The 25,057-nt window shown below is 53.6% G+C and carries 24 protein-coding genes and 1 pseudogene; 10 read left to right on the top strand and 15 right to left on the bottom strand.

The annotated features are described in order from the left end of the window. Positions 1 to 88: 88 nt before the first annotated feature. Positions 89 to 1,048 carry an alpha/beta fold hydrolase gene (locus ACR6JA_RS05795; RefSeq protein WP_494493263.1) on the bottom strand — a complete coding sequence of 320 codons (960 nt, stop codon included), beginning with the start codon at positions 1,046 to 1,048 and terminating at the stop codon, positions 89 to 91. A gap of 251 nt (positions 1,049 to 1,299) precedes the next feature. On the opposite strand from ACR6JA_RS05795, the gene ACR6JA_RS05790 reads away from it, so the two are divergent. Further along, positions 1,300 to 2,214, top strand: a complete 915-nt coding sequence (locus ACR6JA_RS05790) for a LysR family transcriptional regulator (protein ID WP_494493038.1) — start codon at positions 1,300 to 1,302, stop codon at positions 2,212 to 2,214. 78 nt (positions 2,215 to 2,292) lie between these two features. Here ACR6JA_RS05790 and ACR6JA_RS05785 read toward each other — a convergent pair whose 3' ends face one another. From ACR6JA_RS05785 to ACR6JA_RS05765, 5 genes are all read right to left on the bottom strand, one after another. Beyond that, on the bottom strand, positions 2,293 to 2,919 hold the full coding sequence (locus ACR6JA_RS05785; protein ID WP_494493037.1) for a DJ-1/PfpI family protein: 627 nt from the start codon (positions 2,917 to 2,919) through the stop codon (positions 2,293 to 2,295). Positions 2,920 to 2,986: 67 nt separating this feature from the next. Then, the gene (locus ACR6JA_RS05780) at positions 2,987 to 3,877 is read right to left on the bottom strand and encodes a LysR family transcriptional regulator (protein ID WP_213714537.1); all 891 of its coding nucleotides are present in this window, start codon (positions 3,875 to 3,877) and stop codon (positions 2,987 to 2,989) included. A 20-nt stretch (positions 3,878 to 3,897) separates the two neighbouring features. After that, positions 3,898 to 4,077 (bottom strand): hypothetical protein, encoded by a 180-nt coding sequence (locus tag ACR6JA_RS05775; protein WP_213714539.1) that lies wholly within the window; start codon positions 4,075 to 4,077, stop codon positions 3,898 to 3,900. Continuing rightward, positions 4,074 to 4,415 (bottom strand): hypothetical protein, encoded by a 342-nt coding sequence (locus tag ACR6JA_RS05770; protein ID WP_494493036.1) that lies wholly within the window; start codon positions 4,413 to 4,415, stop codon positions 4,074 to 4,076. Before ACR6JA_RS05770 ends, ACR6JA_RS05775 begins: the two co-directional genes overlap by 4 nt. Positions 4,416 to 4,549: 134 nt before the next feature. Next, on the bottom strand, positions 4,550 to 5,167 hold the full coding sequence (locus ACR6JA_RS05765; protein ID WP_494493035.1) for a glutathione S-transferase family protein: 618 nt from the start codon (positions 5,165 to 5,167) through the stop codon (positions 4,550 to 4,552). A 368-nt stretch (positions 5,168 to 5,535) separates the two neighbouring features. Between ACR6JA_RS05765 and ACR6JA_RS05760 the strand changes: the two genes are divergently transcribed. From ACR6JA_RS05760 to ACR6JA_RS05750, 3 genes are all read left to right on the top strand, one after another. Beyond that, positions 5,536 to 6,609, top strand: a complete 1,074-nt coding sequence (locus ACR6JA_RS05760) for an NADH:flavin oxidoreductase (RefSeq protein ID WP_213714545.1) — start codon at positions 5,536 to 5,538, stop codon at positions 6,607 to 6,609. A 228-nt stretch (positions 6,610 to 6,837) separates the two neighbouring features. After that, positions 6,838 to 8,874, top strand: a complete 2,037-nt coding sequence (locus ACR6JA_RS05755; RefSeq protein ID WP_494493034.1) for a prolyl oligopeptidase family serine peptidase — start codon at positions 6,838 to 6,840, stop codon at positions 8,872 to 8,874. 131 nt (positions 8,875 to 9,005) lie between these two features. Then, positions 9,006 to 9,404 carry an ACT domain-containing protein gene (locus ACR6JA_RS05750; protein ID WP_494493033.1) on the top strand — a complete coding sequence of 133 codons (399 nt, stop codon included), beginning with the start codon at positions 9,006 to 9,008 and terminating at the stop codon, positions 9,402 to 9,404. A 50-nt stretch (positions 9,405 to 9,454) separates the two neighbouring features. Here the strand turns inward: ACR6JA_RS05750 and ACR6JA_RS05745 are convergent, their stop codons facing one another. Continuing rightward, positions 9,455 to 10,291, bottom strand: coding sequence for an alpha/beta fold hydrolase (locus ACR6JA_RS05745; RefSeq protein ID WP_213714551.1), 837 nt, complete (start codon positions 10,289 to 10,291; stop codon positions 9,455 to 9,457). 459 nt (positions 10,292 to 10,750) lie between these two features. Between ACR6JA_RS05745 and ACR6JA_RS05740 the strand changes: the two genes are divergently transcribed. The 3 genes and pseudogenes from ACR6JA_RS05740 to ttcA all read left to right on the top strand — a co-directional run bounded on the left by ACR6JA_RS05740 (position 10,751) and on the right by ttcA (position 13,426). Beyond that, positions 10,751 to 11,863 carry an acyltransferase family protein gene (locus ACR6JA_RS05740; RefSeq protein ID WP_494493032.1) on the top strand — a complete coding sequence of 371 codons (1,113 nt, stop codon included), beginning with the start codon at positions 10,751 to 10,753 and terminating at the stop codon, positions 11,861 to 11,863. A gap of 285 nt (positions 11,864 to 12,148) precedes the next feature. Further along, a pseudogene (locus ACR6JA_RS05735) lies at positions 12,149 to 12,442 on the top strand (tyrosine-type recombinase/integrase); the annotation flags it as partial. Positions 12,443 to 12,490: 48 nt separating this feature from the next. Then, complete coding sequence (gene ttcA / locus ACR6JA_RS05730) at positions 12,491 to 13,426, top strand: tRNA 2-thiocytidine(32) synthetase TtcA (protein WP_213714555.1); 936 nt, start codon at positions 12,491 to 12,493, stop codon at positions 13,424 to 13,426. A 34-nt stretch (positions 13,427 to 13,460) separates the two neighbouring features. On the opposite strand, the gene ynaL is transcribed toward ttcA, so the two are convergent. Together ynaL and zntB are read right to left on the bottom strand one after the other, a co-directional pair. Next, positions 13,461 to 13,613 (bottom strand): proline-rich small protein YnaL, encoded by a 153-nt coding sequence (ynaL, locus tag ACR6JA_RS05725; RefSeq protein ID WP_494493031.1) that lies wholly within the window; start codon positions 13,611 to 13,613, stop codon positions 13,461 to 13,463. 274 nt (positions 13,614 to 13,887) lie between these two features. After that, entirely contained in the window at positions 13,888 to 14,871 is a 984-nt protein-coding gene (zntB, locus tag ACR6JA_RS05720) for a zinc transporter ZntB (protein WP_008461367.1), read from the bottom strand. 184 nt (positions 14,872 to 15,055) lie between these two features. Here zntB and ACR6JA_RS05715 point away from each other — a divergent pair, with 184 nt between their 5' ends. Beyond that, positions 15,056 to 16,231 carry a GGDEF domain-containing protein gene (locus ACR6JA_RS05715; protein WP_494493030.1) on the top strand — a complete coding sequence of 392 codons (1,176 nt, stop codon included), beginning with the start codon at positions 15,056 to 15,058 and terminating at the stop codon, positions 16,229 to 16,231. 27 nt (positions 16,232 to 16,258) lie between these two features. Here the strand turns inward: ACR6JA_RS05715 and ACR6JA_RS05710 are convergent, their stop codons facing one another. Next, positions 16,259 to 16,525, bottom strand: coding sequence for a DksA/TraR family C4-type zinc finger protein (locus tag ACR6JA_RS05710; RefSeq protein WP_494493029.1), 267 nt, complete (start codon positions 16,523 to 16,525; stop codon positions 16,259 to 16,261). 72 nt (positions 16,526 to 16,597) lie between these two features. Further along, positions 16,598 to 18,217 carry a peptide ABC transporter substrate-binding protein gene (locus tag ACR6JA_RS05705; RefSeq protein ID WP_494493028.1) on the bottom strand — a complete coding sequence of 540 codons (1,620 nt, stop codon included), beginning with the start codon at positions 18,215 to 18,217 and terminating at the stop codon, positions 16,598 to 16,600. A 168-nt stretch (positions 18,218 to 18,385) separates the two neighbouring features. Between ACR6JA_RS05705 and mpaA the strand changes: the two genes are divergently transcribed. Further along, a complete protein-coding gene (mpaA, locus tag ACR6JA_RS05700; RefSeq protein ID WP_494493027.1) occupies positions 18,386 to 19,093 on the top strand; it encodes a murein tripeptide amidase MpaA in 708 nt (235 codons plus the stop codon). A 3-nt stretch (positions 19,094 to 19,096) separates the two neighbouring features. Here the strand turns inward: mpaA and ycjG are convergent, their stop codons facing one another. Then, positions 19,097 to 20,062, bottom strand: coding sequence for an L-Ala-D/L-Glu epimerase (ycjG, locus tag ACR6JA_RS05695; protein ID WP_494493026.1), 966 nt, complete (start codon positions 20,060 to 20,062; stop codon positions 19,097 to 19,099). A 138-nt stretch (positions 20,063 to 20,200) separates the two neighbouring features. On the opposite strand from ycjG, the gene tpx reads away from it, so the two are divergent. Next, the gene (tpx, locus tag ACR6JA_RS05690) at positions 20,201 to 20,707 is read left to right on the top strand and encodes a thiol peroxidase (RefSeq protein ID WP_039303554.1); all 507 of its coding nucleotides are present in this window, start codon (positions 20,201 to 20,203) and stop codon (positions 20,705 to 20,707) included. Between the two features lie 51 nt (positions 20,708 to 20,758). Here the strand turns inward: tpx and tyrR are convergent, their stop codons facing one another. From tyrR to ACR6JA_RS05675, 3 genes are all read right to left on the bottom strand, one after another. Beyond that, positions 20,759 to 22,321: a transcriptional regulator TyrR gene (gene tyrR / locus ACR6JA_RS05685; RefSeq protein ID WP_494493025.1), complete on the bottom strand. Its 1,563-nt coding sequence runs from the start codon at positions 22,319 to 22,321 to the stop codon at positions 20,759 to 20,761. A 227-nt stretch (positions 22,322 to 22,548) separates the two neighbouring features. Further along, positions 22,549 to 23,616, bottom strand: coding sequence for a TIGR01620 family protein (locus tag ACR6JA_RS05680; protein ID WP_494493024.1), 1,068 nt, complete (start codon positions 23,614 to 23,616; stop codon positions 22,549 to 22,551). Further along, positions 23,613 to 25,010 (bottom strand): YcjX family GTP-binding protein, encoded by a 1,398-nt coding sequence (locus ACR6JA_RS05675; protein WP_494493023.1) that lies wholly within the window; start codon positions 25,008 to 25,010, stop codon positions 23,613 to 23,615. The genes ACR6JA_RS05680 and ACR6JA_RS05675 overlap by 4 nt, the downstream gene beginning before the upstream one ends. Positions 25,011 to 25,057 lie beyond the last annotated feature (47 nt).

Below are 25,057 nucleotides of genomic sequence, written 5' to 3'. Positions count from 1 at the left end.
TAAGTTACGGTTAGAGTATGTCTGGCAATAACAGACCTCTCTATTTAAAACCGAAGTTGTAATAAAGAGGTCTTTATTAGAAAAGCGCTTAATTGCGTTTTACGTGGCTGTCGAGGAATTCAACAATATCCTTGCCGATTTCGTCCAGATGCGTTTCGAGGGCGAAGTGTCCGGTGTCAAAGAACCGGACATCAACATGTTTTAAATCCCGCTTAAAGGCTTCTGCACCGGCCGGAACAAAGATAGGGTCGTTTTTACCCCATACGGCGAGCATCGGCGGCTGCTTATCGCGGAAATACTGTTGCAGCTGCGGGTACATATCGACGTTAGTCTTATAATCACGGAACAGATCCAGCTGGATTTCTGCATTCGCCGGCTCAGAAACGTGTGCGGTATCCATCAGCCAGGTCTCAGGTGGGATGAGGCTTGAGTCCTGAGTACCATGCACATATTGCTCTTTGATGGCACCGCCCTGCAGCGTGGCCCGAAGCGCATTGCGGTTGCTTTCAGACGGATCTTCCCAATACTTCTGCACCGGCGCCCAGCCCTGGCTTAGACCTTCAACATAGGCATTGCCGTTTTGCGAAATAATGGCCGTGATCCGTTCCGGATGCTTAACGGCCAGGCGCCAGCCCACGGGTGCACCGTAATCGAAGACTTGCAGCGCATAGGTTTTTAAACCCAGCTTCTGCGTAAACAGATCTATGGTGTTCGAGAGATGTTCAAAGGTGTAGTCGTATTGTCCACGGGGAGGACTTTCAGTCAGCCCAAAACCTGGCAGATCCGGAGCTATTACGTGATAACGCTTAGACAGCATAGGAATTAAATTGCGGTACATGAAAGAAGATGTCGGGAATCCGTGCAGTAAAATAATGGTCGGATTCGCAGGATTACCCGCTTCTCTGTAAAAGAGATTAACCTCCCCCACTTTCGCGTAGCGATAGTGTACCGGGTTCGCCAATTCTTTTTTTGTGCTCACCACATTCTCTGTCGCCGCGTTAGCCGTCGTCGCGCCCACGCCATAATTGATCAGCGCCACCGTACACATCGCAGTGAAATATTTATTAAAGTTCATCTCTTCTACCTGGTTAAAAGTGATTGTCACCTGAGGTCCGAAGAATGCGTACAGGTACGCTCTCAGGCCGGAGAGTCACTATACATATCAACAATAATCGTGATAATCCCTTGCCTGTGAGAATGATTTTCAATGAAAATGGGAAGATACCACTAAGCGGCCATGGTTTATAAAACTCACCATTCGGGGTTTGAATCAACGACGCTCATCATAAGGCAGAGAAAATGGACCGAATTGATGCAATGAAAATGCTTTTAACCACCGTGGAAACAGGAAGCTTTTCGGCCGCAGGACGGGCGCTACGCGTACCGGTGCAGACGGTAAGCCGCAACGTGGCGGATCTTGAACGTTATATCGGGACTCAGCTATTAACGCGCAGCACGCGTAAGATAAGCCTGACTGATGCAGGGGCAACCTATGTAGCCTCGATTAAAAATATTCTGGAGCAAATTGCCGACGCAGAACGTATCGCTGCCGGCGAGTTTGTCGAACCCAGGGGAGATCTGGTCCTCTCCGCCCCGGAGCTTTTCGGGCGGCGTTATGTGCTGCCTATCGTCACTGAATTCCTGAAAATCTACTCAGAAATTAATGTCCGCTTGATATTGAGCGATCGCAATCTGGATCTGATCGACGAGCAAATCGATATGGTTGTTCGCATAGGGCATCTGCCTGACAGCGGGATGGTGGCTATTGGCGTGGGGTCTGTGCGGGCCGTCGTCTGTGGCAGTCCCGAATACCTGGCCTCTCACGGGGTGCCGCAAACGCCACAGGATCTGATCCAGATGCCCTGCATCTCCACCAATGATATCAATCTGACCTCGGACTGGCGCTTCGTTGACGCCCACAAAGGCTATCCGATAGAGCTGCCCCTTGCTTTCAGGCTGAAGACCTCGGCGGCCGCGCTTGTGGATGCAGCAGTTGACGGCATCGGCCTGGCTCGCCTGCTTCACTACCAGGCATTCGATGCGCTTGAATCGGGAGAATTATCGCTGGTGCTGACAGACTATGAGTTGCCTGCATTTCCGGTCCATTTACTCCACGCCGCGTATAGCCCCATGCCGCTAAAAATGCGTCGTTTTCTGGATTTCGCCAGCCCGCGTCTGCGCGAGGCGCTGGCTCACTTTACCCGCAAAGGCTGATCGAAAACGACGGTATGTAAACCGGACGATGAGATAACACAATGGTCTTAAAAAACACTGTCTCATCATCCCAGCCAATTACTCTTCTACCTGAGGCGTTTCCAGCCAGGCTTTGCCCGGTAAATCAAAGCGCATTCCTTGGCGGATATTCAGACTGTTTTCCGGGCTGGTTAGTCGTGCCAGTAGCCAGAATGCGACTTCGGCCGCCGTACCCGGGCCGGTGGAGGTAATTATGTTCCCGTCGATAACGACAGGTTTATCCACGAAGTTCGCCCCGGTATCGGTGAGTTGCTGCTTCCGCATCCCGCCCACTTTGTGATAAACGGTCGCATTCCTGCCCACTAATATGCCCGCCATGCCCAATGAAATTGAAGAGACACAGACGCTGGCAATGATCTTTCCCGCCGCATCGAAGTGCCTAATCGCCCTCAGGTAAGGCTCACTAAGCGACTCATCATAAAAACCCGCTGGCCCAAAACCCCCGGGGAGCGCTAACGCATCGTACTCGTCAAGATTGAGCTCAGACAGCAGAGTGTCGATACTCACTTTGAGGCCAAATGTGGTGGTGATCCCATGCCGCAGACCCGCGTGAGTCAATTTTACCGGCTCATCACCAATCAAATCTGCCCAACCTAGAATATCGGTAAAGGCGGCAACCTCCAGCGGCTCTACGCCATTGGCCAAAATCATTAGGACACGTTTCATTTATCATTCCTGTATTAAAAAGCGTTACTGCCTGGAGAGTGAAAAGGTCGTCGCTGGGCAGGCATTTTCAGCTAAAAAGAGGGTTTTCTCTTAGCCGCGAAACCGCCATGCCAACGAAGGATCTCACTTTTGCCGGAGCCAGACGGCCCTCGGGGTACATCACATGAATAGGGAGAGGCATTTCTTCAAATTCACTGAGTACGATTTGCAGTGTGCCCTCCATTAAGGCGGGGCCAATCTGATAGAGAAGCACTCTGGTTAAGCCCCAGCCGGCTTGTGCCGTTGCAATCGCCGATTCATTGTTATTGCATTGCAGGGCGGCATCGACGATAACCCTTTGTCCGTCGGCAAAACGCCACTCGGGCGAAGCCCATGCGCCGTTGGAGGCCACAATTCGGTGGTGCCTGAGATCTCCCGGTGTGGCGGGTGCGCCGCGGGCGTTCAGGTATGCCGGCGAGCCGCAAATCACTCTGCGCACGGACCCCACCTTTATGGCGGTGAAGCCTGAATCCGGCAGATGGCCTATGCGGATAGCCACATCCATACCTTCGTCGATAAGATTCACCCGGCGGTCGATAAAAAACGTTCTCGCGCTCATTCCCGGGTAAGCATCAAGATATTCCGTCAGGATGGGCATGATGTAGATTGGACCAAACATGGCGGAGGTGGTAATGGCCAGCGTTCCGGTCGGCTCGGCGTAATATCCCGCGGCGGCTGACTCCGCCTCGGCAATATGGCTTAGGATCCGACGGCAATCCTCTAAATAAATTGCTCCCGCCTCCGTGGTCTTTACTGACCTTGTCGTACGCACTAAAAGGCGAGCGCCAATTAACTCTTCCAGTCCCGACACCGCGCGCGTCACTGCGGGGGCGCTCATGTGCATCTGACGCGCGGTTTGGGCAAAACTCTCTGTCTCAGCGACTTTGACAAAAATACGCATCGCCAGCCAACGGTCCATTACTTTGTCCTTTTTTCGTTTTACTGAATTTTCATCAACGTTTCTGGGTCAATCTCGGGATGCTGGCGCAGCATTTCGCCGTAGTAATCGGGCCGGTATGCCGCCATTGCTGCAAGACTATGTAAACGTATGCGCAGGAATGCATATGCCGGGAACCTGAGCCGGACTAAGTATTTACCCTTATCAGTTAGCTTCATCACTTATCCTCCCGGAGGGCACGCTTCACATTCAGTTCCGCTGCCATGCGTTCGATAAGCACACACGTCTGCTTATCTATGCCGGCGCGTATCGCCTGACTGCGGCTGTCCTCGAGGACTTCCTCCTCGCGAGCCAGGGCCAGGGCAATCGCCTTTGAAATACGGAAATCAAAACTGAACCCGCGCCGCGCCGCATCAATCTCGGCTCGCGTCAGCCCCAGTCTGCGCCCCTGTTCGGCCTGTTGCGTCACAAGTTCATCGTCACTGCTACCAGCGGTAAGCGCCATCACGATGCAGCAGCGTTCTCTCTCGTCCAGACCGTGTACCGGCATAGCTCTCACTCTCCCTTAAAGACACGTCCGGCATGGAAACGACTGCGTTGAAATGGTCGTCCGGCCACCGGTATTATGGCCCGCCGGAACCACAAAACTCAGGCGGGCCGCAATAACAAGCGTTGTTTTCCCTCAGGCCGCGATTACGCCTGAGCGCTCAGCCCCGCCGGGGTCTGCACGAAAGGAACAAAACCAGGCAAGGCTTCTACGCGGCTAAGCAGGCGTCTGACAGCCGGGTATCCGGCAATATCGACATTCCCTTCCGGGGCACGAGCGATATAGCTATAAACGGCAATATCGGCAATAGTCGGACGATCGGCGGCAAGCCACTCCCGGTGAGTCAGATGCGCTTCCATTTTGGTGAGCAGATCGTGAGCGCGGGTGATGACTTCGTCGGCGTTAAAACCGGCGCCGAAGACGGTAATTAACCGGGCGGCAGCCGGCCCGTAGGCAATCTCTCCAGCCGCCACAGACAGCCAGCGCTGTACCTCGGCCGCACCGCGCGCATCTTCCGGCAGCCAGCCATTTTTCCCATATTGTTTAGCGAGATAAATGAGGATGGCATTGGAATCTGAAATGACGACGCCGCTGTCATCGAGAACCGGGACCTGGCCAAAAGCATTTAGAGCCAAAAACGCCGGCTGCTTGTGTTCGCCCGCCATCAGATCGACTTCAACCAGCTCAGCTTTTAAGCCCAACAGCGAGGCAAAAAGTACCACCCGGTGAGAATGACCAGACAGCGGATGTTGATATATTTTCATGGTCCTGTTCCTTTGTTTTTTATCGGACAGGGGATATTCCCTCTCCATTGCGCCTATTGTAAAAGCAGAGATTTTTCGGCGGAATAACCTCTCTGGACACTTCTTTATTGCCGACAGTGAAATAATTGTCGAAATAAAAACAACCCTCGACAAAGCGATCGTTTAAGGCTGAGCATTCGGGGAAACGTACGGCCACCATCACATTCCACAAAACTCTATTCCACAAAATGAATATAGAAAAAGGCGTTATGGCGATGTATTTTAAATTCAAACCCAGACTTGACAGCCATCAGCCTTAAACAACAGGGATGACAAGACATGTCAATAATTTAATAAATACCCGCCTCATTGTTATATTGGAAACTTATATGAATAACGTTATTTTCACTCCCCTGCATTTTTCCAGAGGAAAGGCGCTTAAAAACCGGATCCTGCTCGCCCCGCTGACCGCGGAGCAAAGTAATGAGGATGGTACCGCATCACAGGACGATTTTGACTGGATCGAAACCTGCGCCAGGGCTGGATATAGCATGGTAATGACGTGTGCAGCCCACGTCATGGAAAATGGAAAGGCTTTTCACAAACAGCTCGGTATTTACGATGACAAACACGAGCCGGGTTTACGCCAAATCGCCAATATTATTCGCGCCCACGGCGGCTTATCCTCCGTGCAGCTGCATCATGCGGGGATGCGGGCGCAGTTTAATGGTGACCTGCCCAATTTGGGTCCGTCGGAGATTGAAGAATACAATACGAGGGCAATGACGCTGCAGGAAGTCGAAGAACTGCGGGAGGCCTTTATCGGCGCGGCGTTAAGAGCAGAAAGAGCCGGTTTCGATGGTGTCGAGCTTCATGGTGCATTTGGCTGGGTACTGACTCAGTTTCTCTCGCCGACCTTAAATCGCAGAACCGACCGATATGGCGGCTCTGTCGAGAATAGAACCAGACTAATCTCTGAAATTATTGACGGGATAAGAGCGCGTTGCCGGGCCGATTTTCAGATAGGTGTCAGGCTATCCTTTGAGCGATACGGCCAGACATTTGAAGATATTTACCACATCTGTGAAATACTGGTAGAGAAGCAGCAAATCGATTATCTGGACCTCGTACCGTGGGATGTAAAAAAAACAGTAGAGTCAGGCCCGTTCAAAGGACAAAAAGTACTGGACGTATTCAGTCGGCTTACCGGAACGTCCGTTAAAATAGGCACATCCGGGAAAGTCATGGATGTACCAACGTTAATGAGCGTATTTGAACACGGCCTGGATTTTATTATGATCGGGCGCTCAGCTATTTTAAACAAAGACTTTATTAACCAAATAAAAATTGACCCGGACTATATTTCCCCCAAAACGCCGGTAACGAAAAATTATCTCAAGCAACAGGGCCTGGGAGATGCTTTCATAAAATACCTGGATAACTGGAAAGGATTTGTAGAGTAATCGCGCCAGATCCCCCCGGTATTACCGTGCCCAAAGGGTCAGCAGGATTCCCCTGTCTGACCCTGAACCCAAACACACCTCCACCAAATGCCGGTCCGCTCCCCGCGCCTCTTCCGTTATCCATTCCTGTCCTAACCGGTATAAAACCCCATAAGCCTTCAGGTGTACTGAAAATAAGCATAATGATATGGTCGCTTACAGGCCAGATACCCAACAAAAGGACGCGTGATGACACAGCCAGTGAATCAGGATTTGCTTAGCCAGCTCGAAACCCCGGAAGATGCCGCGGCGCTAAGCTGGGTGGAAAAACAAAATAAGCGCACCACGGACAGGTTTGCCACGGGAGAGCGCTTCCAGCAGATGCGGGGCGCTATCCTGCAGTCGCTGGACGATAAAACCAACATTCCCTGGGGGAGCCACTACCGCAACGCGGTGTATAACTTCTGGCAGGATGACGAACACCCTCGCGGCATCTGGCGCCGTACCACCGAAAGCTCTTATTTTACCGCCGAGCCAGAATGGGAAACGGTGCTGGATGTCGATCGCCTGAACAAAGAGGAAGGCGCGAACTGGAGCTATCACGGCGCCGACCTTCTCCACCCGGACTATTCCCGGGCGCTGATCTTTTTATCCAGCGGCGGCGATGCCTGTGAAATTCGTGAATTTGATCTGGTAAATAAAACGTTTATCCCCGAGGGCTTTTTCCTGCCGGAAAGCAAAAGTTCGGTCAGTTGGCTGGATGAAAACACGCTGCTGCTGGCGCTGGACGCCGGGGATGATACGCTCACCACTTCCGGCTATCCACGCAGCGTCTATCGCTGGGCTCGGGGCACATCGCCGCAGGATGCACCGCTGATCTACGCCGGTGAAGCAACGGATATGGCCGTTTCCGCCTGGCATGACGACACTCCCGGTTTTGAGCGAGATGTGGTGCGCTGCAGCAAAGACTTTTACCACGGGCAAACCTGGCTTTTGAGCGGCCAGAACACCCTGACGCTTATCGCCATTCCGGAAGATGCCTCCTGTGGATTTTTCAAAGACTGGCTGCTGGTTATGCTTACTTCCGACTGGACAATCGCTGAGACAACCTGGCCTGCAGGCGCCCTGCTGGCGATTGATTTAGCTGATTTTCAGCGAGGTGAGCGCAATTTCATTTCGCTCTTCACGCCCAACTCGCGCACGACGCTGCAAGGCTACAGCTCAACCCGCGATTACCTTCTGCTGAACCTGAGCCAGGACGCCGTTGAGAAGGTTGAAGTTGTGAAAATCGACAACGGCCAGCGGCACTGCATAAAAACGCTTGAACTGCCCGATTTTACCAACGTTTCCGCCGGCGGCATCGACGATGAAAGTAACCGCTACCGGCTGGTCAGTCACGGGTTTTTGCAGCCCTACAGCGTCAGCTATGGCGATCTCGACACCGACACACTCAGTCTTGTGAAACAGGATCCAGCCTGCTTCGATGCTGAGGCATTCAGCGTGACTCAGCACTTTGCCCTTTCACTGGATGGCACCCGCGTCCCTTACTTCCAGGTAGCCGCCAAAGCACTGGCACTGTCCGGTGATAATCCGACGCTGCTGTACGGTTACGGTGGATTTGAGGTTTCTTTAACATCTCATTACCTGGACTCAAAAGGCGCGACGTGGCTGCAAAAAGGCGGGGTTTATGTCGTCGCGAATATTCGGGGTGGCGGTGAATACGGCCCCGGCTGGCACCAGGCTGCGCTCAAACAGCATCGTCATCGTGCCTGGGAAGATTTTACCGCTGTCGCAAGCGACCTGGCGGCGCGGAAAGTGACCTGTGCCGCGAAGCTTGCCGCTCAGGGTGGGAGCAACGGCGGCCTGTTGATCGGTAATATGCTCACCGACTACCCAGAATTATTTGGCGCGCTGGTGTGCGAAGTCCCACTGCTGGATATGCTGAACTATCACCGCTGGCTCGCGGGAGCCTCCTGGATTGCCGAGTATGGCGACCCGGACATTGCCGAAGAACGAGAGTGGCTGCAGCGTTATTCTCCGTTCGACAAAGTGTCCGTCGATGTGAATTATCCCCCCACGCTGTTCACCACCGGCACCCAGGATGACAGGGTTAGCCCGGCCCACGCGCGTCGGATGGTGGCGCGGATGCAGCAACAAGGACACGAGAACGTCTGGCTGTATGAGGAAACGGATGCCGGCCACGGCAGCGCGCCGGAAAATAGCCAGACGGCGGCCCACCAGGCCATGATCGAAGAGTTTCTCTGGCAGATGCTGACCGGGAAATAAGCACGGGCGGTGCGTCAAAGGTGCGCCGCCTCATCATTAGCGCACCTAATGCAACAGCATATTTTTTAATTTTTATTTATCACTCAAACGCTATTTAATTCGTCCTCAATCAATGAAAAGGAGACCGATAAATGGCTGGCGAGAATAACCTGGCAATATTACTGAGCAATGCTGCCCCGGAGCTTAACCCGGGTAAATATGTTTTTTGCACTTTAGCCTCACCTTCTGCGGAATTAAAAGATGCCGCCATTGTGACCGTCCGCGAGGCTGAAGGCGTCACGCTGGTCCTGCCTCAGGAGCTGGCGAATAAACATGCCGTAAGCTATGACTACGTCGCCAGTTGGATCACCCTGAAGATTCACTCATCCCTCGCCGCCGTTGGCCTTACCGCCGCATTTTCACGCGCGCTGGCGAAAAAAGATATCAGCTGTAACGTGGTGGCTGGGTATTATCACGACCATATTTTCGTGGCCCATAAAGATACCGAGTCGGCGATGGCGGCCTTATCATCTTTGGCATCCGAGGCATAAGCGGGGAAATAAGAAGGGGAAGCTTTCGGCCTCCCCTGATAACAGCGCTATCAGCTGCGGATAAATTTCAGGATATCCGCATTGATGGTATCGGCATGCGTGGTATGCATCCCGTGAGGATAGCCGGGGTAGATGTGCAGCGTGCTGTTGCTGAGCAGTTTATCCTGCAGAATAGCCGCATTTTTGTACGGCACAACCTGGTCGTCATCGCCCTGAAGAACCAGAACCGGCACGGTGATGGCTTTCAGATCGTCGGTCTGGTCGGTTTCTGAAAACGCTTTGATCCCTTCATAGTGGGCCTTCGCGCTACCGGCCATGCCCTGCCGCCACCAGTTCCGAACACTCCCCTCAGAAACATCGGCGCCCTGGCGGTTAAAGCCGTAGAACGGGCCTGAGGCAACATCAAGGTAAAACTGCGCGCGATTTGCCGCCAGCGCCTTACGGAAGCCGTCAAACACCTCGAGCGGCGTTCCGCCCGGATTACTCGCCGTTTTCACCATCAGCGGCGGAACGGCACTGACTAAAACGGCTTTCGCAACACGCCCCTGAGGCTGCCCGTATTGGGCGACATAGCGAGCCACTTGCCCACCGCCGGTTGAGTGGCCGACGTGCACGGCATTTTTAAGATCCAGATGTTCCACCACCGCCGAGGCATCTGCCGCATAATGATCCATATCGTGCCCGTCGCTGACCTGGTCAGAACGGCCATGCCCGCGCCTGTCGAACGCGATAACCCGGAAGCCTTCGCCTAAGAAAAACAGCATCTGGTTATCCCAGTCATCGGCGCTGAGCGGCCAGCCGTGATGAAAAACAATCGGTTGCGCCGCTTTCGGCCCCCAGTCTTTATAAAAGATATTGACGCCATCTTTCGTCTTTACGAATGTCATAAACCTCACTCCTTGCTGCTATGAATTACGTTTAACCTGGTAAAGCATAGTCGATGGACGTGGCGTGACCGTAAATCCTGCTGGCATTCACCGCCGGAATCCGTACCCTACGCGCCGGCATGACACGCCGTACGTGTTGGATTTAGCGCCCGAGACTTTCATGACCGCTCAAAAAGAACAGGACAACCTAAACAAGTTAGCCTTATGTTCTTAAATTACCTGAGTTTTAAATTTTATTTATTTTTCAGGTAATTAAAGCGTGAAAATAATCCCAAGCAAGTACCCGGAACCTCCTTTTCAATGCCTTTCTCCCTATAAAAATAAAGGGGATCGTTCACCAATTATTGCTTTTAACCGATCACAAAAAATAAAATCATCTATTTTGCGTTCAAGAAACACTTCATTGCGGAAGAGCATGTTATGATTACGGTCAATTAGTTGATACTGTAAATCCTCACCATGCAAAAAAACAATGAAATAGAAATATTAAGGGCCGTGGGAATTATATTTGTAATCATGGCTCATTTAAACGTTTTTTTAACCTGGAACCCCGCATGGGTTTCATTAATGAATAGTAACCTTCAGTATTGGGGCGGAGTTGATCTATTCTTCTGTGTTTCTGGTTTTGTCATAACGAAAAGTATCTACAATAAATTACTCTCTAGCAGTGACGGAGTAAAAATAAATGTATTGAAGGCATTCTGGATAAAACGAGCTTTCAGATTACTGCCTGCCTCTTTGTTCTTCATAACATTAACATTTATCTTAAGCCTTTCTTATAACAATCACGGAGCATATGGTTCCCCATCTGCTAATTTTACTGATATAATCACTCAGCTTTTTCAGCTTTCTAACTTTAGATATCATTTATGTTCTACTGGAGCATTTGAGTGTGGGAAAAACTCAATATACTGGTCTCTGTCACTGGAAGAGCAGTTTTATATATTAATGCCCTTACTCGTCTTAGCCCTCAGAAACAAAACACCTGCCTTCCTTATAGTTATAATTTTAATTCAAGCACCTTTGATTAGACCAATGTTTTCACTTCCATGGATGGTTAGAACGGATTCCATCGCCTGGGGCTGTTTAATCGCCATAGCCAGCAACTCACAATTTTATAATCGTATAAAACCCGTATTTTTACACAATAAATTTGCAAGTATGGTAGTTTCAATGACGTTGATTTTATCTCTTGCATTTATTACCCATGGCCATGGCTTTGTATATAACTTGAGCGCAATGGCGATGGTGAGTGCGCTGATGGTTTTCATCGCATCTTACAATGATGGTCTGTTATTTAAATACATTAAAAACAACACTATTGCATTATGGATTGGTTCTAGATCTTATAGTATCTATTTGTGCCATGTGCCCTGCTTTTACTTTGTATCTGAGACTATTCAAAATATATTCCATAGAGAGCTCAATGGCAGTGATACATTCAGAATGTTATTTTTTGGATTGCTGTTGACATTCCTGATTGCTGAATCATCGTTTCGAATTCTGGAAACACCGGCAAGAAAGTATGGGAAGGAATTGCTTCAGAAAAGATTCAGAAAAACTGCGTTTTAGATTATAACGCGCTGCGTTCAAATACAGCACAGCGCGTTTGTATTATCCATCAAGCAATGCAGATCATTCTATTTAACCAGTAAAATAAAGATGTTTTTTTGATCAACAGAAAACAAAAAAACGCCGAGGCGGGTCCGCCCGCTTCTTGTCTGGCAGTAGTGCTTGTTAATCGCAGTGGGTGGTCCCGCCACCAGGAGAGTTGTCTCAAAGTGGCTCACGCCAGTTACCCTCAATCACCATGGCTTGGTGCTTAAGCTTTCTTCTGATCTGTTTAAAGCTGGCAGCTTCGTTTTTATGCCGCTCATGCGTAAGGGCGAACAAAAACCGTATGGCAACGTGTCGAGCATTGGTGACCATTGGGGCACAGCTGTAAAACGTGCTGGAATTCGCCGCCGGAATCCGTACCATACACGCCACACTTACGCATGCTGGTTATTGTCGGCCGGTGCGAATCCCTCTTTTATTGCAAGTCAGATGGGGCATGAAAACGCGCAGATGGTTTATGAAGTCTATGCTGCATGGATTGAAGAACTGAGCGGCGACCAGGTGAATATGCTCAACAGCAAGCTGGCGCTTTGAAAAAGTTTGCCCCTTATATGCCCCTTTTGGTTTCAGAGACAGTAAATAATGCAATCGAATCAAGAAGCTACAAAAAAAGAACAGTACAACCTGAACAAGTTACAGAAGCGCCTGCGCCGCAACGTGGGTGAAGCGATTGCCGATTACAACATGATTGAAGACGGCGACCGCATCATGGTTTGCCTTTCCGGCGGCAAAGATAGCTACACCATGCTGGAAATCTTGCGTAACCTGCAGCAAAGCGCGCCGATCAGCTTTAGTCTCGTGGCGGTAAATCTCGACCAGAAACAGCCGGGGTTCCCCGAGCATGTGCTGCCTGCCTACCTGGAAAGCATCGGCGTTGAATACAAGATTGTGGAAGAGAACACCTACGGCATCGTGAAAGAAAAGATCCCGGAAGGCAAAACCACCTGTTCTCTGTGTTCGCGCCTACGCCGCGGCATTCTTTACCGCACCGCCACCGAGCTGGGCTGTACCAAAATCGCGCTGGGCCACCATCGCGACGATATTCTGCAAACGCTGTTCCTGAACATGTTCTATGGCGGCAAGATGAAGGGCATGCCACCGAAGCTGATGAGCGACGACGGAAAACATATTGTTATCCGCCCGCTGGCCTACTGCCGCGAGAAAGACATTGAGCGTTTTGCCATCGCCCGCGAATACCCAATTATTCCGTGCAACCTGTGCGGCTCGCAGCCGAACCTGCAGCGCCAGGTGATTGCCGACATGCTGCGCGACTGGGATAAACGCTACCCGGGCCGCATTGAGACGATGTTCAGCGCAATGCAGAACGTGGTGCCATCACATCTCTGCGATACCGAGCTGTTTGATTTTGCAGGCATTACCCACGGTGCAGAAGTGGTGGACGGTGGCGACCTGGCGTTCGATCGCGAAGAGATCCCTATGCAGCCCGTCGGCTGGCAGCCGGAAGAAGACAACGCTGACGCCCCGCTGCAGCGTCTGGATATTCTGGAAATTAAATAATCCCCATTCCCTCTCCGCCCGGAGAGGGAAAACTTCAATGGTGTGTCGGCGGATCGATTATCGGCCTTGGATCGGGGTCGGTCGGCGGATCGGGTATGGGCTGTGGCCGCGGAAGCGGGTCGGGTGCCGGCACGGGTTCGGTGGGGAAAGCCGGGTCGCTCATCATCAGGCTGTTGCGATACAGCATCGTCATCTCCTGTTTGGGTGAATCGCCCTTTAAAGCATAGTCCACAAATTGCAGGCAAAAAAAAGCCGACTTTGAAAGTCGGCATGGTATGAATCAATTGTGCTATGCAGTAATTCTAAAAAAAGGAAGTAAGACAATATGGAGCGCAACGCCCATCGCTTGACGTTGCATTCACCTGCAAGAGAGAGTTTGCCGCGGCAAGGCTTTCGGTTTCTTGATATTGCTCAATAACAGCGCCGTTTTCGCCCACAAACTCGTTCAAAATCCCGCAACTTTACAGCCATTTACTGCGATGTAACCACCAGGCAACACCACCAATCATAACAACCAACATTATGCAGAACAGCGCAAAGCCGAAGGCCCAGCCTCCGCCGGGAATACCGCCGAGGTTCACGCCAAACAGCCCGGTTAAAAACGTGCTGGGTAAAAATACCATCGCCATCAGCGACATGGTATAAGTTCTGCGGTTTAAAGATTCCTGCATAACCTGGGAGATTTCATCAGTCATCACGCCGGTACGGGCGATGCAGGCGTCGATTTCGTCCAGCCCCCTGCCCAGTCTGTCGGCAATGTCCTGCATGCGGCGACGCTGGTCGTCGTTCATCCAGCTTAGCCGCTCGCTGGCAAGGCGCGCATAGACGTCACGCTGCGGAGACATATAGCGCCGCATGACAATCAGCTGTTTACGCAACAATGCCAGCGCCCCACGAGGCGGCACCTGCTGGTCGAGCAAATTGTCTTCAAGATCGATGATTTTATCGTGCATTTGCTCGATAAATTCGCTGGCGTGGTCGGTGAGCGCATCGCAGGCATCCACCAGCCAGCTGCCGCAGTCGGTCGGGCCGGTGCCTTCATTCAGGTCGTTCACCACATCATCCAGCGCAAGAACCTGCCGCCTGCGGGTTGAGACAATCAGCCGTTCGTCAATGTAGAGCCGCACGGCTACCAGCTGGTCCGGGCGTTCATCGGTATTGCCGTTGATGCAACGCAGAGTGATTAGCGTGCCGTCACCCACGCGAGAAACGCGGGGACGCATGCTTTCACCGGCTAACGCCTCCCTGACATAGTTCGGCAACAGCGGCGTGTTGGCCAGCCAGTCGGCGCTGTCAGCATTGGTGTAATTCAGGTGTAGCCAGCAGGGATGCTCGCTGTCGATAATTTCATTGTTGTCGAGAGGCCTGACGCCGCCCCTGCCATCCAGTTGCCAGGCAAACACCGCGTCCGGCACGTGCAGCTCGCTGCCTTTAATTACATCCACTGCGCAATCCTCAAGCTGAATCAGTTCTTTCTGTCAGTCTAGCCATCTCTGAAACGAAGGCAACCGCTGGTTGGCGTGAAACAGTCTGAATTCGCTGGGGAAATCGCTTAATCATTAGACAACCCAACGTCAGGGGCTAAAGTTAAGCACATAGCGATATTGGCCCGGAGGGATAAGGATCAGCATGTTATCAGAGCGACGTAAGCCCACCTCGGATCTGGAATTACGCCAGGCCATGATGCGTCAGCGTTCCGTCACCATTAGCACCTGTTGGTTTCTCTGGCTCAACCTGCTGTTCTCTGGATTTATATTTGGGCGAGATATCTTCACGCCGCTGGGTGAATCTACGGGAACCGTTCGGTTTCAGAATCTACTCGACGGTACCATGATAGTGATATCCGTGCTTTGCGCGGCCACGCTTTTTATTGTCAATATGGTCGACAATAAGCAAAGCAAGCCGCTGAGAGTCTTTACCCACCGCGTGATAGCGCTGCTTAGCCCCTGCTGGGCATTGGGCTTTTTTATTTTGCTGTCGGAGTACGATGTCAGAACGGTGTTTCCTTTTGCTTCGCTGCTGATTTTTTCCGCACTGATCTCGCTCTATTCCGACACGCGGGCGCTCTATGCCTTCGTCATTCCGATCTGGCTGGTAGCGTTTGCGGGGAATCTTTTCTACCCGGCAGATGACGTTGTATTCCTTAGCCTTATTTACCTGATCGTCGCCGCTGTTTTTGAATCGGGCCGACGTATTTTGCACGGCTGGTGCCGACTGGCCATGCAGCGGGAGCTAGAAAACAACGCCCTGATTCATCAGCTAAAATCGCTGGCAAACAGAGATCCGCTGACCGGCATCGCTAACCGCCGCAGCTTTCAGCTGCTGCTGGATAAAAGCGTGCAACGCGGGCAGCAGATGAACGCTTCGCTGTCGCTCATCATGGTGGACGTGGACCATTTTAAAAATTACAACGACCGCTATGGCCATCTGGCCGGCGACGAATGCCTGATTCGCGTCGCCCATATTCTGGAGGCATCTGTCCGCCACCACCGGGATCTCGTGGCACGTTTTGGTGGCGAGGAATTTATTATTCTGCTGCCGGGCGCCAGCAGCGAAGAGGCCGTTTTGGTTGCGCAACGCATTCAGCGTAACCTGGCGCAGGCCGCACTTGAACACAGCGCTTCGCCCGTGAATTCAGCGGTAACGGTGAGCCTGGGAATAGCGGGCTGGTCAAAAGAAATCAGCACATCCCGGCTGATTGCAGAGGCAGATGCCGCGCTGTATTCGGCTAAAGAACAAGGAAGAAACCGCTGGCACCGCTACGGCGTGGCAAGCAGTGCCGCCGATGAGCCTGTCGCGGGATAAAAAAACCGGGCGATGGCTCGGCTCTTGCTAGCGTAACTGGCTGTCTTTCGAGCCACGGCGGTTATAGCCTGAGAATGTGGCCCGGTGTGCATCTTCCGCCTGCTGGCAGCGAATACACAGCCGCACGCCCTGAATCGCTTTGCGCCGTGCTTCCGGAATGCGTTCACCGCATTCTTCGCAGTATTCGAGGCTTTCGCCCTTCGGTAGCTCGCTGCGCGCTCTGGCCACGGCGTCGTCCACGGTACTGTCGATTTGCTCCTGAACGGCGCCGTCATTGGCCCAACCTGATGCCATCTCGTCACCTCCGCAATCGCTAAGCCTGAGGTGACGATCATAGCACTTTTTCTGACTAAACTTTAGCCATACTTAGTGTTTGATAATATACATCGTGCGGCTGTAGGCCACGTCTTCCGGGTTGTTGATCGGGTAGCCCTTCAGCCACGGTTTGATCAGGCGACCGTTGGTGTACTGGTAGATTGGCGCGATAGGCGCTTTTTCCTGAATGATTTTTTCGGCGGCGTTGTAATCCGCATTCCGCGCTTTGTCAGTAGTTTCCTGCGCGGCCTGGGACAGCAGCTTGTCGTATTCCGGGGAATTGAAGCGTGAAATATTCCCGCTGTGGGTGGACGTTAGCAGCGACAGAAAAGTAGAAGGTTCATTGTAATCCCCGACCCATGACGCACGAATGACGTCGAAATTGCCGGTGTTGCGGCTATCGATGTAGGTTTTCCACTCCTGATTTTGCAGCTTCACGTCAACGCCCAGATTTTTCTTCCACATTGACGCAACGGCAATCGCTATCTTCTGGTGGTTTTCAGAAGTGTTGTACAACAAAGTCAGTTTAAGCGGTTTGGCATCGCCATAGCCGGCGGCACGCAGCAGCATTTTCGCCTGGGCGTTCAGCTCCTGCTGACTCATGTCTTCGAACGGAGAGCGGTCTGGCTTAAAGCCCGCGGTAACGTCAGGCGTAAAGCGCCAGGCCGGTTTCTCTCCCGTGCCCAACACTTTTTCAGCCATCAGGCGGCGGTCGATGGTCATACTCAGGGCAAGGCGAACGCGAGCATCCGCCGTCGGCCCTTTTCGCGTGTTAAACGCATAATAATAAGTGCCAAGCTGCGGCGGCGTGTAAACCTGCCCCGGAATGTCTTTCAGCAGTTTCTGGTAGAGATTTTTCGGGAAAGATTCGGTGATGTCGATATCGCCGGCCAGGTAGCGCTTGGTGGCCGCCGACTCTTGGTTAATAGGAATAAAGGTCACTTTGGTCAGCACCGTTTTCCCGTTGTCCCAGTAATTTTTATTCGGCACCACAACCAGCTTCTCGTTCACCACGCGGTCCTGCAGCGTAAATGCGCCGTTGCCCACGAGATTGCCGGGTTTCGTCCATTCATTACCCAATTTTTCAACAACCGCTTTAGGCGTGGGATAGAAGGCAAAGTTTGCCGCCAGGCTTGGGAAGAACGGCACGGGTTTATCAAGCTGTACGCGCAGCGTTTTAGCATCCACGGCGGTAACGCCTAGCTGGTCTGCGGGCAATTTCCCGTCGATAATCGCCTGCGCATTGGTGATACCAGCCAGCGCGGCAAACCAGGCAAACGAAGAGGTATTTTTAGGGTCAACCAACCGCTGCCAACTGTAAACAAAATCCTGCGCGGTGACAGGCGTTCCATCGGACCAGCGGGCGTTGTCGCGAAGCGTAAACGTCCAGATGCGGTTGTCGTTGCTTTGCCATTTGGTGGCAACACCCGGCACCAGCTCACCTTTTTCGTTTTGGTTAACCAGGCCTTCAAATAAATCGCGAATAACCTGAATTTCCGGCAGACCAACCGCTTTGATTGGGTCCAGGCTCGCAGGTTCATCTTTAATATGTCTGACTAACTCCTGACTGCTCGCCAGCTTCGTTCCCGCAGGAACATCCGCCGCCCAGGCGCTTTGCAGCATGGCGGCCACGGCCAACGCACAACAGCTAAAACTGAGGCTTTTTTTCATCGCTTTCCTTCCGTGTTTTTGCATTCAGGAGATTGGTGTAAGTTACTGTAGCGTAATTTATTCTTTTGATTCCAGGAAAAAGCTCACATCTGCGGATTAAGGTGAGTTTTCCCTAAAACATTGCTATTAATGACGTTAATAGCCGCTTTATTCAGTGAGAGGAATATCATGCCCACGACCCGCCCTCGCCCCCAGCGCGGCCACCTGCCGCCGGGCTGTGAACGCTACGGCAAATCGGTACTAGGTGCGCCGTTGCTCTATTTTCCCGCCACTCAAACGGAAGAACGCAGCGGACTTATCATTGCCGGTACTCACGGGGATGAAAACGCCGCGATGGTGGCGCTTTCCTGCGCCTTAAGAACGCTTGAGCCGCAGTTCAGGCGGCACCACGTGGTGCTGGCGGTTAACCCCGACGGTTGCCAGCTTGGCCTGCGCGCCAACGCGCACGGCGTCGATTTGAACCGCAACTTCCCGGCGGCCAACTGGAAAGCTGGCGATACCGTTTACCGTTGGAACAGTAGTGCGGACAAACGTGACGTGGTGCTTTCTACCGGACAAACTCCGGGCTCCGAACCAGAAACCACCGCGTTGTGCCAGCTTATTCATCAGTTGCAGCCCGCATGGGTAGTCTCTTTTCACGATCCGCTAGGCTGTATTGAAGATCCGCACAGCTCCGCGCTGGGGCACTGGCTGGCAGAAGCCTTTGCGCTCCCGCTGGTGACCAGCGTTGGCTACGAAACGCCGGGGTCGTTCGGCAGCTGGTGTGCCGATTTAGACCTACCATGCATTACGGCTGAATTCCCACCGATTTCAGCCGATGAGGCCAGCGAGCGCTACCTGCGGGCTATGACTGACCTTTTGCACTGGCACAAGTAAGCATTAGGGATAAAGTTTTCCCGTTTCAAAATGTAGCGAGGGCTCCACGTCGACGGCAAGCCAGGTGGGGCCATCGAGATCGGCAAAGCGCACCTTAGCCGCCAGCGGTAAAGCGGCGGCAATGGCGCGGGATGTGCAGAGCATACAGCCGAGCATGACATCAAAACCCTGTTCCCTAGCGGCCTGAGCCAGCAATAATGCCTCAGTTAAGCCCCCGGTTTTATCGAGCTTAACGTTCACCATGTCGTAGCGCCCGGCAAGCGCTGGCAGGCTGCTACGGGTGTGACAGCTTTCGTCGGCGCAAATCGGCAGCGGGTGAATAAAATTCGCCAGCGCATCATCATCCCCCGCCGGCAGCGGCTGTTCCAGCATCGCCACGTTGAGATCGGCCAGCAGCTGGCAGCGGGCGGCCAGGCCATCACTACGCCAGGACTCGTTGGCATCCACAATCAAAATGGCTTCCGGCACCGCCGCCCGGATGGCCACCATTCGTTCGGTGATTAGGCGATCGTCCAGTTTCACCTTGAGCAGACGGGCGCCCTTCTGCCAAAGCAAAGCCGCTGAGGCAGCCATTTGTTCCGGGGCGGCGATCGTAACGGTTTGCGCCGTGGTCACCATTTCCGGCAATTCGACGGAGTTCAGGGCCGATATCGTTGTGTGTTTCTGGCGGGCGTCCAGGTCCCAAAGCGCGCTGTCAATGGCGTTCCTCGCCGCCCCTGGCGGAAGAGCCTGCTGTAATTCAGCGCGCGTCATGCCGCGCTCAAGCTGTGAAAGTACCGTGGTGACCTGGGCCAGCACCGAAGCATCGCTTTCGCCATAGCGTGGATACGGCGTGCATTCGCCGACGCCTTTTATGCCGTCCTGTTCGATTTCCACCACTACAACAACCGCCTCGCTGCGGGTTCCACGCGAGATCACAAATGGCGTATGGAGCGGCCAGGCTTCCTGGTAAACTTTCACTGTTCTCATTCTCAGTCTCCCTTGGGGTTATCGCCTGAGTATAGCGAGCCCACGCTTTTGCATGTACTTTCAGTTTTTTATGTTCATCACGGATTTCCTGGAATACACTGTTCCCGGCGTTAATTTTATGTAAAAGGAAGATTAAACATGTCACAAACCGTTCATTTCCAGGGCAACCCGGTCAAGGTTGCAGGTCAGATCCCACAGACTGGCAGCAAAGCCGCCGCCTTCTCTCTGGTCGCGAAAGATCTTTCTGACGTTGCGCTGAGCCAGTTTGCCGGCAAACGTAAAGTGCTGAATATTTTCCCAAGCATCGACACCGGCGTGTGTGCCGCGTCCGTGCGCAAATTCAACCAGCTGGCTACCGAGCTGGATAACACCGTTGTGCTGTGTATTTCTGCCGACCTGCCGTTCGCTCAGTCCCGTTTCTGCGGCGCTGAAGGTCTGAACAACGTTGTCACCCTTTCCACCCTGCGTAACCCTGAGTTCCAGCAGACTTACGGCGTCAGCATTGCCGAAGGCGCGCTGAAAGGCCTGACCGCACGCGCGGTAGTGGTTATCAATGAAAATGATGAAGTGATCTTCAGCGAGCTGGTGAATGAAATCACCACCGAGCCGGATTACGCTGCGGCACTGGAAGTGCTGAAGGCTTAAGCCTCAGACTTGTATTAAAAGAAAACCCCGGCTTGCCGGGGTTTTTTGTTTTTACTCTTCGCCCTTCTTCTGGCTCAGCCCGTACTCACGCAGCTTGTTGGCGATCGCGGTATGGGAAACACCCAGCCGTTTTGCCAGCTTACGCGTACTTGGATAACTGCGGTACAGCTGTGTTAATACCGAGCGTTCAAAACGGCTGGTAATATCGTCCAGCGAGCCTTCCATCGCCTCTTCCCCCACGGCCAGGCTGGCCGAATCGAAGTCCGGCAACAGGATGTCCTGCGGGCGCAGCTCGTAGCCTTCCAGCTGAGTTAACGCGCGGTAAATGGCGTTTTTCAGCTGACGCACGTTGCCCGGCCAGCCGTAGCGGGTCAGCACGCTGCTTAAATCGTGAGACAGTTTAGGGCGCGGTACGCCCTGCTCGTCGGCAAAGCGTGCCACAAACAGCTCCGTCAGCGGCATGATGTCCTGCGGGCGATCGCGCAGCGGCGGCAGGTTCAGGGTCAGGACGTTGAGGCGATAATAGAGATCCTCGCGGAACTCGCCTTTCTGCACCAGCTCCACCAGATTTTTTTGTGTCGCGCAAATCACGCGGACATCAACATGCACCTCATGCTCTTCGCCCACGCGACGGAACGTGCCGTCGTTCAGGAAGCGCAGCAGTTTGGTCTGCATACGCGGCGACATTTCACCGATTTCGTCCAGCAGCACAGAGCCACCGTTGGCCTGCTCAAAGAAGCCTTTTTTTCCTTCGACGGCGTTGGCATAAGCCCCGGCCGCGTGACCAAACAGTTCGCTTTCGATCACGTCGTCAGGAATAGAGCCGCAGTTCAGCGCCAGATAAGGTTTTTGCGCTCGCGGACTGCTCAGGTGGCAGGCATGGGCCAGAAGATCTTTGCCCGTGCCGGTATCGCCCACAATCAGCAACGGGGCATTCAGCAGCGACAGTTTGCGCGCCTGCTCAACCACATGACGCATTTTCTGGCTGACGGCGACAATCTGGTCAAAGGCGCTAAAATCGCTGCTGGAGAGGTTTTGCAGCTGGCGCCCCATGCGAACGGTAGAGCGCAGCATAACAACCGCGCCCACCAGCAGCGGCTGATTATCTTCGCCATCCAGATGAACTGGGGTGATCTCCAGCAGGAAGTTTTGCCCGTGGATCACAACATGTTCGGTGTGGGAGTCGTGCGGTTCGCTCTCCAGCCAGCGGGTAAAGTTAAATCCGCTGATCAACGTGCCCGCATTATGGTTACGCAGACGATCCTCGCTCTGCCCAAACAGCGTGCAGCTTGCCGGGTTGGCCAGTTCAACTTTGCTGCGCATATCCAGCGACAGCACCGGCTCCGGCAGCGCCTCAAGTAGCGCGCTCAGGGCGCGATGTTCACGCTCGGAAGGCATCCACGGCACTTTACGCACGTCGGTAACGTCTGGGATGCGGCGAATTTCCGCCATCAGGCTGCTGAAAGATTCAAAATCAAGGGAGGAAAAATTAAGGTAAATACGCCCGATCGGGTCAATTTCGATACCGCGCAAATCAATACCGCGCAGCACTAACAGATCGAGCAGTTCACGAGTGAGACCAAGGCGGTCCTGACAAAAGACTTCCAGACGCATGCAGGTGACCTTATGTTACGGAAAACGGCCTATACGACCTCCAGCCGGGCTGAAGGACCTCATAGAGTTGCAGGGATAATAACGCAGTTAGCCGTTGGCAAGAAGATGCCTGTCATGAAATGTTGACACTAAAAGACAAACCACTGGTCAACAAGCACGAAATTTATACGTGTGCTGTAAACAACAAAGGGCAGCCGAAGCTGCCCTTTAGGTCAATGGATACACATTCAGTTGGCCGGTTTGTTTTTCCCGGAGGCCAGCGTCTCTTTCAGCTGAACCAGAAGCTGTTTGCGGAAATCCCCCAGCCGGGGCTTGTCATCCTCCAGCCACGGCAGCGGACGGCAGAGCTCCATCGCCTTAATGCCTAGGCGGGCAGTTAACAGCCCGGCCCCAATCCCCTGCGCGGCGCGAGCCGAAAGTCTGGCGGCAATGTCCTGCGACATCCAGTCCATGCCGACTTCACGCACCAGCTCGCTCGCCCCGGCGAAAGCAATATTCAGCAGCACCAGGCGGAACAGGCGAATACGGCTGAAATAGCCCAGTTCGATACCGTACAGCGTGGCGATGAGGTTGATCAGGCGCAGGTTGCGCCAGGCAATAAAAGCCATATCCACCAGCGCCAGCGGGCTGACGGCGATCATCAGCGTGGATTCGGCAGCAGAACGGCTAATTTCACGCCGGGCCTGAGCGTCCAGCACCGGCTGAACAAGCTGGGCATAAAGCGCCACGACTTCCCGGTCGTTGTGGGTTTCATGGATTGAAGCATACCAGCGCTGCAGCGCCGGATGGCCTTTATCCAGCCCGGCCTGGCTGGCCAGTTTTTCGCAGAACGCCCGCCCTCTGCCCGTGCTGTGACTGGCGAGCAGTTCTCGTGCCTCGTCACGCTCTTCGGCACGCTGGCGCAAACGCCACAACCGCCGCCATTCGCTGGCAATCGAGCCGACGCCAGCCGCGACGATAAGCCCCCCGGCAACGCCGCCGCCAAGCGCGATCCAGTCCTGAGTCACAAAAGCGTTGTGGGTCCACTGTACGCCCTGGGCCACGACGCTGACGCCAAACAGCGCCAGTCCGGCTGTCACCATTTTGCGCCACAGGCTGCGTTTCGGTCTTAAAGCAGCTTCAATAACAGCCTCGGCCTGCCCTTCTTCGTCGGCAAGCGTTTCAACGCTGGTGGTGACCGGGGTAAACTTTTGCGCTTCCGGGTCACTGAACGCGTGTGCCGCTTTCCAGTCCTGCTCTTTTTCCGCCTCCAGCGGCTGCGCAAAATCGATGCGCGGTTTAATAGGATCGCTCATCGCAATTTATCTCCAATTAAGAATTCCAGCGCCGCGTCCAGCCTGATGTGCGGCAGCGGACGGTCAACGTCCATCACCTGCGGCCGGAACTGTTCGAACTGAAAGCCCTGATTTTGCCAGAAAGCATTGCCGGGCAGGCGCGAAGGCACCTCCCCCGGATACACCGTCAGCGGCGCACCGTCGCTCAGGCGATTGCCGCGCAGCGCCGGGATTTGCTCCCCCTGAACGTCCACCATGCCGCTTTGCGTTGCCTGCACGGAGGCCAGCCCCATGCAGTCCATGCTGATGCCTTCGAAGGCCGCATTTTGCCAGGCGTCCTGCACCAGCTGTTGCAGGAGAGAAACCATGTTAGCGTGCTGGTCTACCGTGACATGGTCGGCTTTGGTGGCGGCAAACAGCAGCTTATCGATCACCGGGGAAAACAGGCGACGGAATAGCGTGCGCTGCCCGTAGTGGAAGCTTTGCATCAGCTGGGTTAACGCCAGGCGCATATCGTTGAACGCCTGGGGCCCGCTGTTGAGCGGCTGCAGGCAATCCACCAGCACGATCTGTCTGTCGAAGCGCAGGAAGTGATTCTTATAGAACCCTTTCACCACCTTTTCACAGTAGTAATCAAAACGCGCGCGCAGCATGCCGATGTTGCTGCCCTTATCCGCCAGGGCCAGCTTAGATTCACCAAAAGCATCCACATCCGGCCACGGGAAGAACTGCAGCGCGGGCGCGCCCGCCATATCTCCGGGCAGGACAAAACGCCCCGGCTGAATAAAATGCAATCCTTCTTTTTTGCAGCGCATCAGGTAGTCAGTCCACGCTTCGGCAACCGCCGCCAGGCGGTTTTCATCGGCGGGAGCGAGAGGATCTAAACCCTCGCAAAGGCGACGCCATTCAGCCGACCACTCGGCACGCTGGCCCTGCAGCAGGCCTGTCATCTGGCGCGACCAGCTCAGGTAATCCTGCGCCAGCATGGGCAGGTCAAGCAGCCACTCCCCCGGATAATCAACAATCTCCAGGTAAAGCGTGGACGTGTCTTTGAAGTGGCGCAGCAGCGAATCGTTGGAGCGGTAGCGTAACGCAAGGCGCATTTCGCTTACGCCACGAGTCGGCGTCGGCCAGGCCGGTGGCGTGCCGAAAAGCTGCGCCATGCCTTCATCATAGGTGAAACGCTGAATGCCCAGATCGCGCTGCGGCACGCGCTTAACGCCGAGCAAACGCTCTTCACGAGCGGCGCTAAGCATTGGCAGCCGTGCACCGGTGTGAATGCCCAGCAACTGGTTGACCATCGCGGTGATAAATGCGGTTTTACCGCTGCGGCTCAACCCGGTAACCGCGAGGCGTAAATGACGATCAACGCCCCGGTTTACCAGGGCGTTAAATTCGTTTTTGAGTCGGTTCATAAGCGTCCTGATTGCCTTCCGCTGCAGAAAATACCTTTATTGATAAT

The organism is Cedecea sp. B1(4) (genome assembly GCF_059414925.1).
The sequence above is the reverse complement of the archived record's forward strand: the minus strand, read 5'-3'. Positions and strand labels throughout refer to the sequence as shown.

Excerpts from the sequence above, each read along its gene's own strand:
- ACR6JA_RS05675 (WP_494493023.1), bottom strand. The coding sequence starts at position 25,010 with ATGAACCGACTCAAAAACGAATTTAACGCCCTGGTAAACCGGGGCGTT.
- ACR6JA_RS05795 (WP_494493263.1), bottom strand. The coding sequence starts at position 1,048 with ATGTGTACGGTGGCGCTGATCAATTATGGCGTGGGCGCGACGACGGCT.
- ACR6JA_RS05715 (WP_494493030.1), top strand. The coding sequence starts at position 15,056 with ATGTTATCAGAGCGACGTAAGCCCACCTCGGATCTGGAATTACGCCAG.
- mpaA (WP_494493027.1), top strand. The coding sequence starts at position 18,386 with ATGCCCACGACCCGCCCTCGCCCCCAGCGCGGCCACCTGCCGCCGGGC.
- ACR6JA_RS05745 (WP_213714551.1), bottom strand. The coding sequence starts at position 10,291 with ATGACATTCGTAAAGACGAAAGATGGCGTCAATATCTTTTATAAAGAC.
- ACR6JA_RS05740 (WP_494493032.1), top strand. The coding sequence starts at position 10,751 with ATGCAAAAAAACAATGAAATAGAAATATTAAGGGCCGTGGGAATTATA.
- ACR6JA_RS05790 (WP_494493038.1), top strand. The coding sequence starts at position 1,300 with ATGGACCGAATTGATGCAATGAAAATGCTTTTAACCACCGTGGAAACA.
- ttcA (WP_213714555.1), top strand. The coding sequence starts at position 12,491 with ATGCAATCGAATCAAGAAGCTACAAAAAAAGAACAGTACAACCTGAAC.
- ACR6JA_RS05705 (WP_494493028.1), bottom strand. The coding sequence starts at position 18,217 with ATGAAAAAAAGCCTCAGTTTTAGCTGTTGTGCGTTGGCCGTGGCCGCC.
- ACR6JA_RS05760 (WP_213714545.1), top strand. The coding sequence starts at position 5,536 with ATGAATAACGTTATTTTCACTCCCCTGCATTTTTCCAGAGGAAAGGCG.
- ACR6JA_RS05755 (WP_494493034.1), top strand. The coding sequence starts at position 6,838 with ATGACACAGCCAGTGAATCAGGATTTGCTTAGCCAGCTCGAAACCCCG.
- ynaL (WP_494493031.1), bottom strand. The coding sequence starts at position 13,613 with ATGCTGTATCGCAACAGCCTGATGATGAGCGACCCGGCTTTCCCCACC.
- tpx (WP_039303554.1), top strand. The coding sequence starts at position 20,201 with ATGTCACAAACCGTTCATTTCCAGGGCAACCCGGTCAAGGTTGCAGGT.
- ACR6JA_RS05710 (WP_494493029.1), bottom strand. The coding sequence starts at position 16,525 with ATGGCATCAGGTTGGGCCAATGACGGCGCCGTTCAGGAGCAAATCGAC.
- ACR6JA_RS05780 (WP_213714537.1), bottom strand. The coding sequence starts at position 3,877 with ATGGACCGTTGGCTGGCGATGCGTATTTTTGTCAAAGTCGCTGAGACA.
- ACR6JA_RS05750 (WP_494493033.1), top strand. The coding sequence starts at position 9,006 with ATGGCTGGCGAGAATAACCTGGCAATATTACTGAGCAATGCTGCCCCG.
- ycjG (WP_494493026.1), bottom strand. The coding sequence starts at position 20,062 with ATGAGAACAGTGAAAGTTTACCAGGAAGCCTGGCCGCTCCATACGCCA.
- ACR6JA_RS05680 (WP_494493024.1), bottom strand. The coding sequence starts at position 23,616 with ATGAGCGATCCTATTAAACCGCGCATCGATTTTGCGCAGCCGCTGGAG.
- ACR6JA_RS05785 (WP_494493037.1), bottom strand. The coding sequence starts at position 2,919 with ATGAAACGTGTCCTAATGATTTTGGCCAATGGCGTAGAGCCGCTGGAG.
- ACR6JA_RS05765 (WP_494493035.1), bottom strand. The coding sequence starts at position 5,167 with ATGAAAATATATCAACATCCGCTGTCTGGTCATTCTCACCGGGTGGTA.
- tyrR (WP_494493025.1), bottom strand. The coding sequence starts at position 22,321 with ATGCGTCTGGAAGTCTTTTGTCAGGACCGCCTTGGTCTCACTCGTGAA.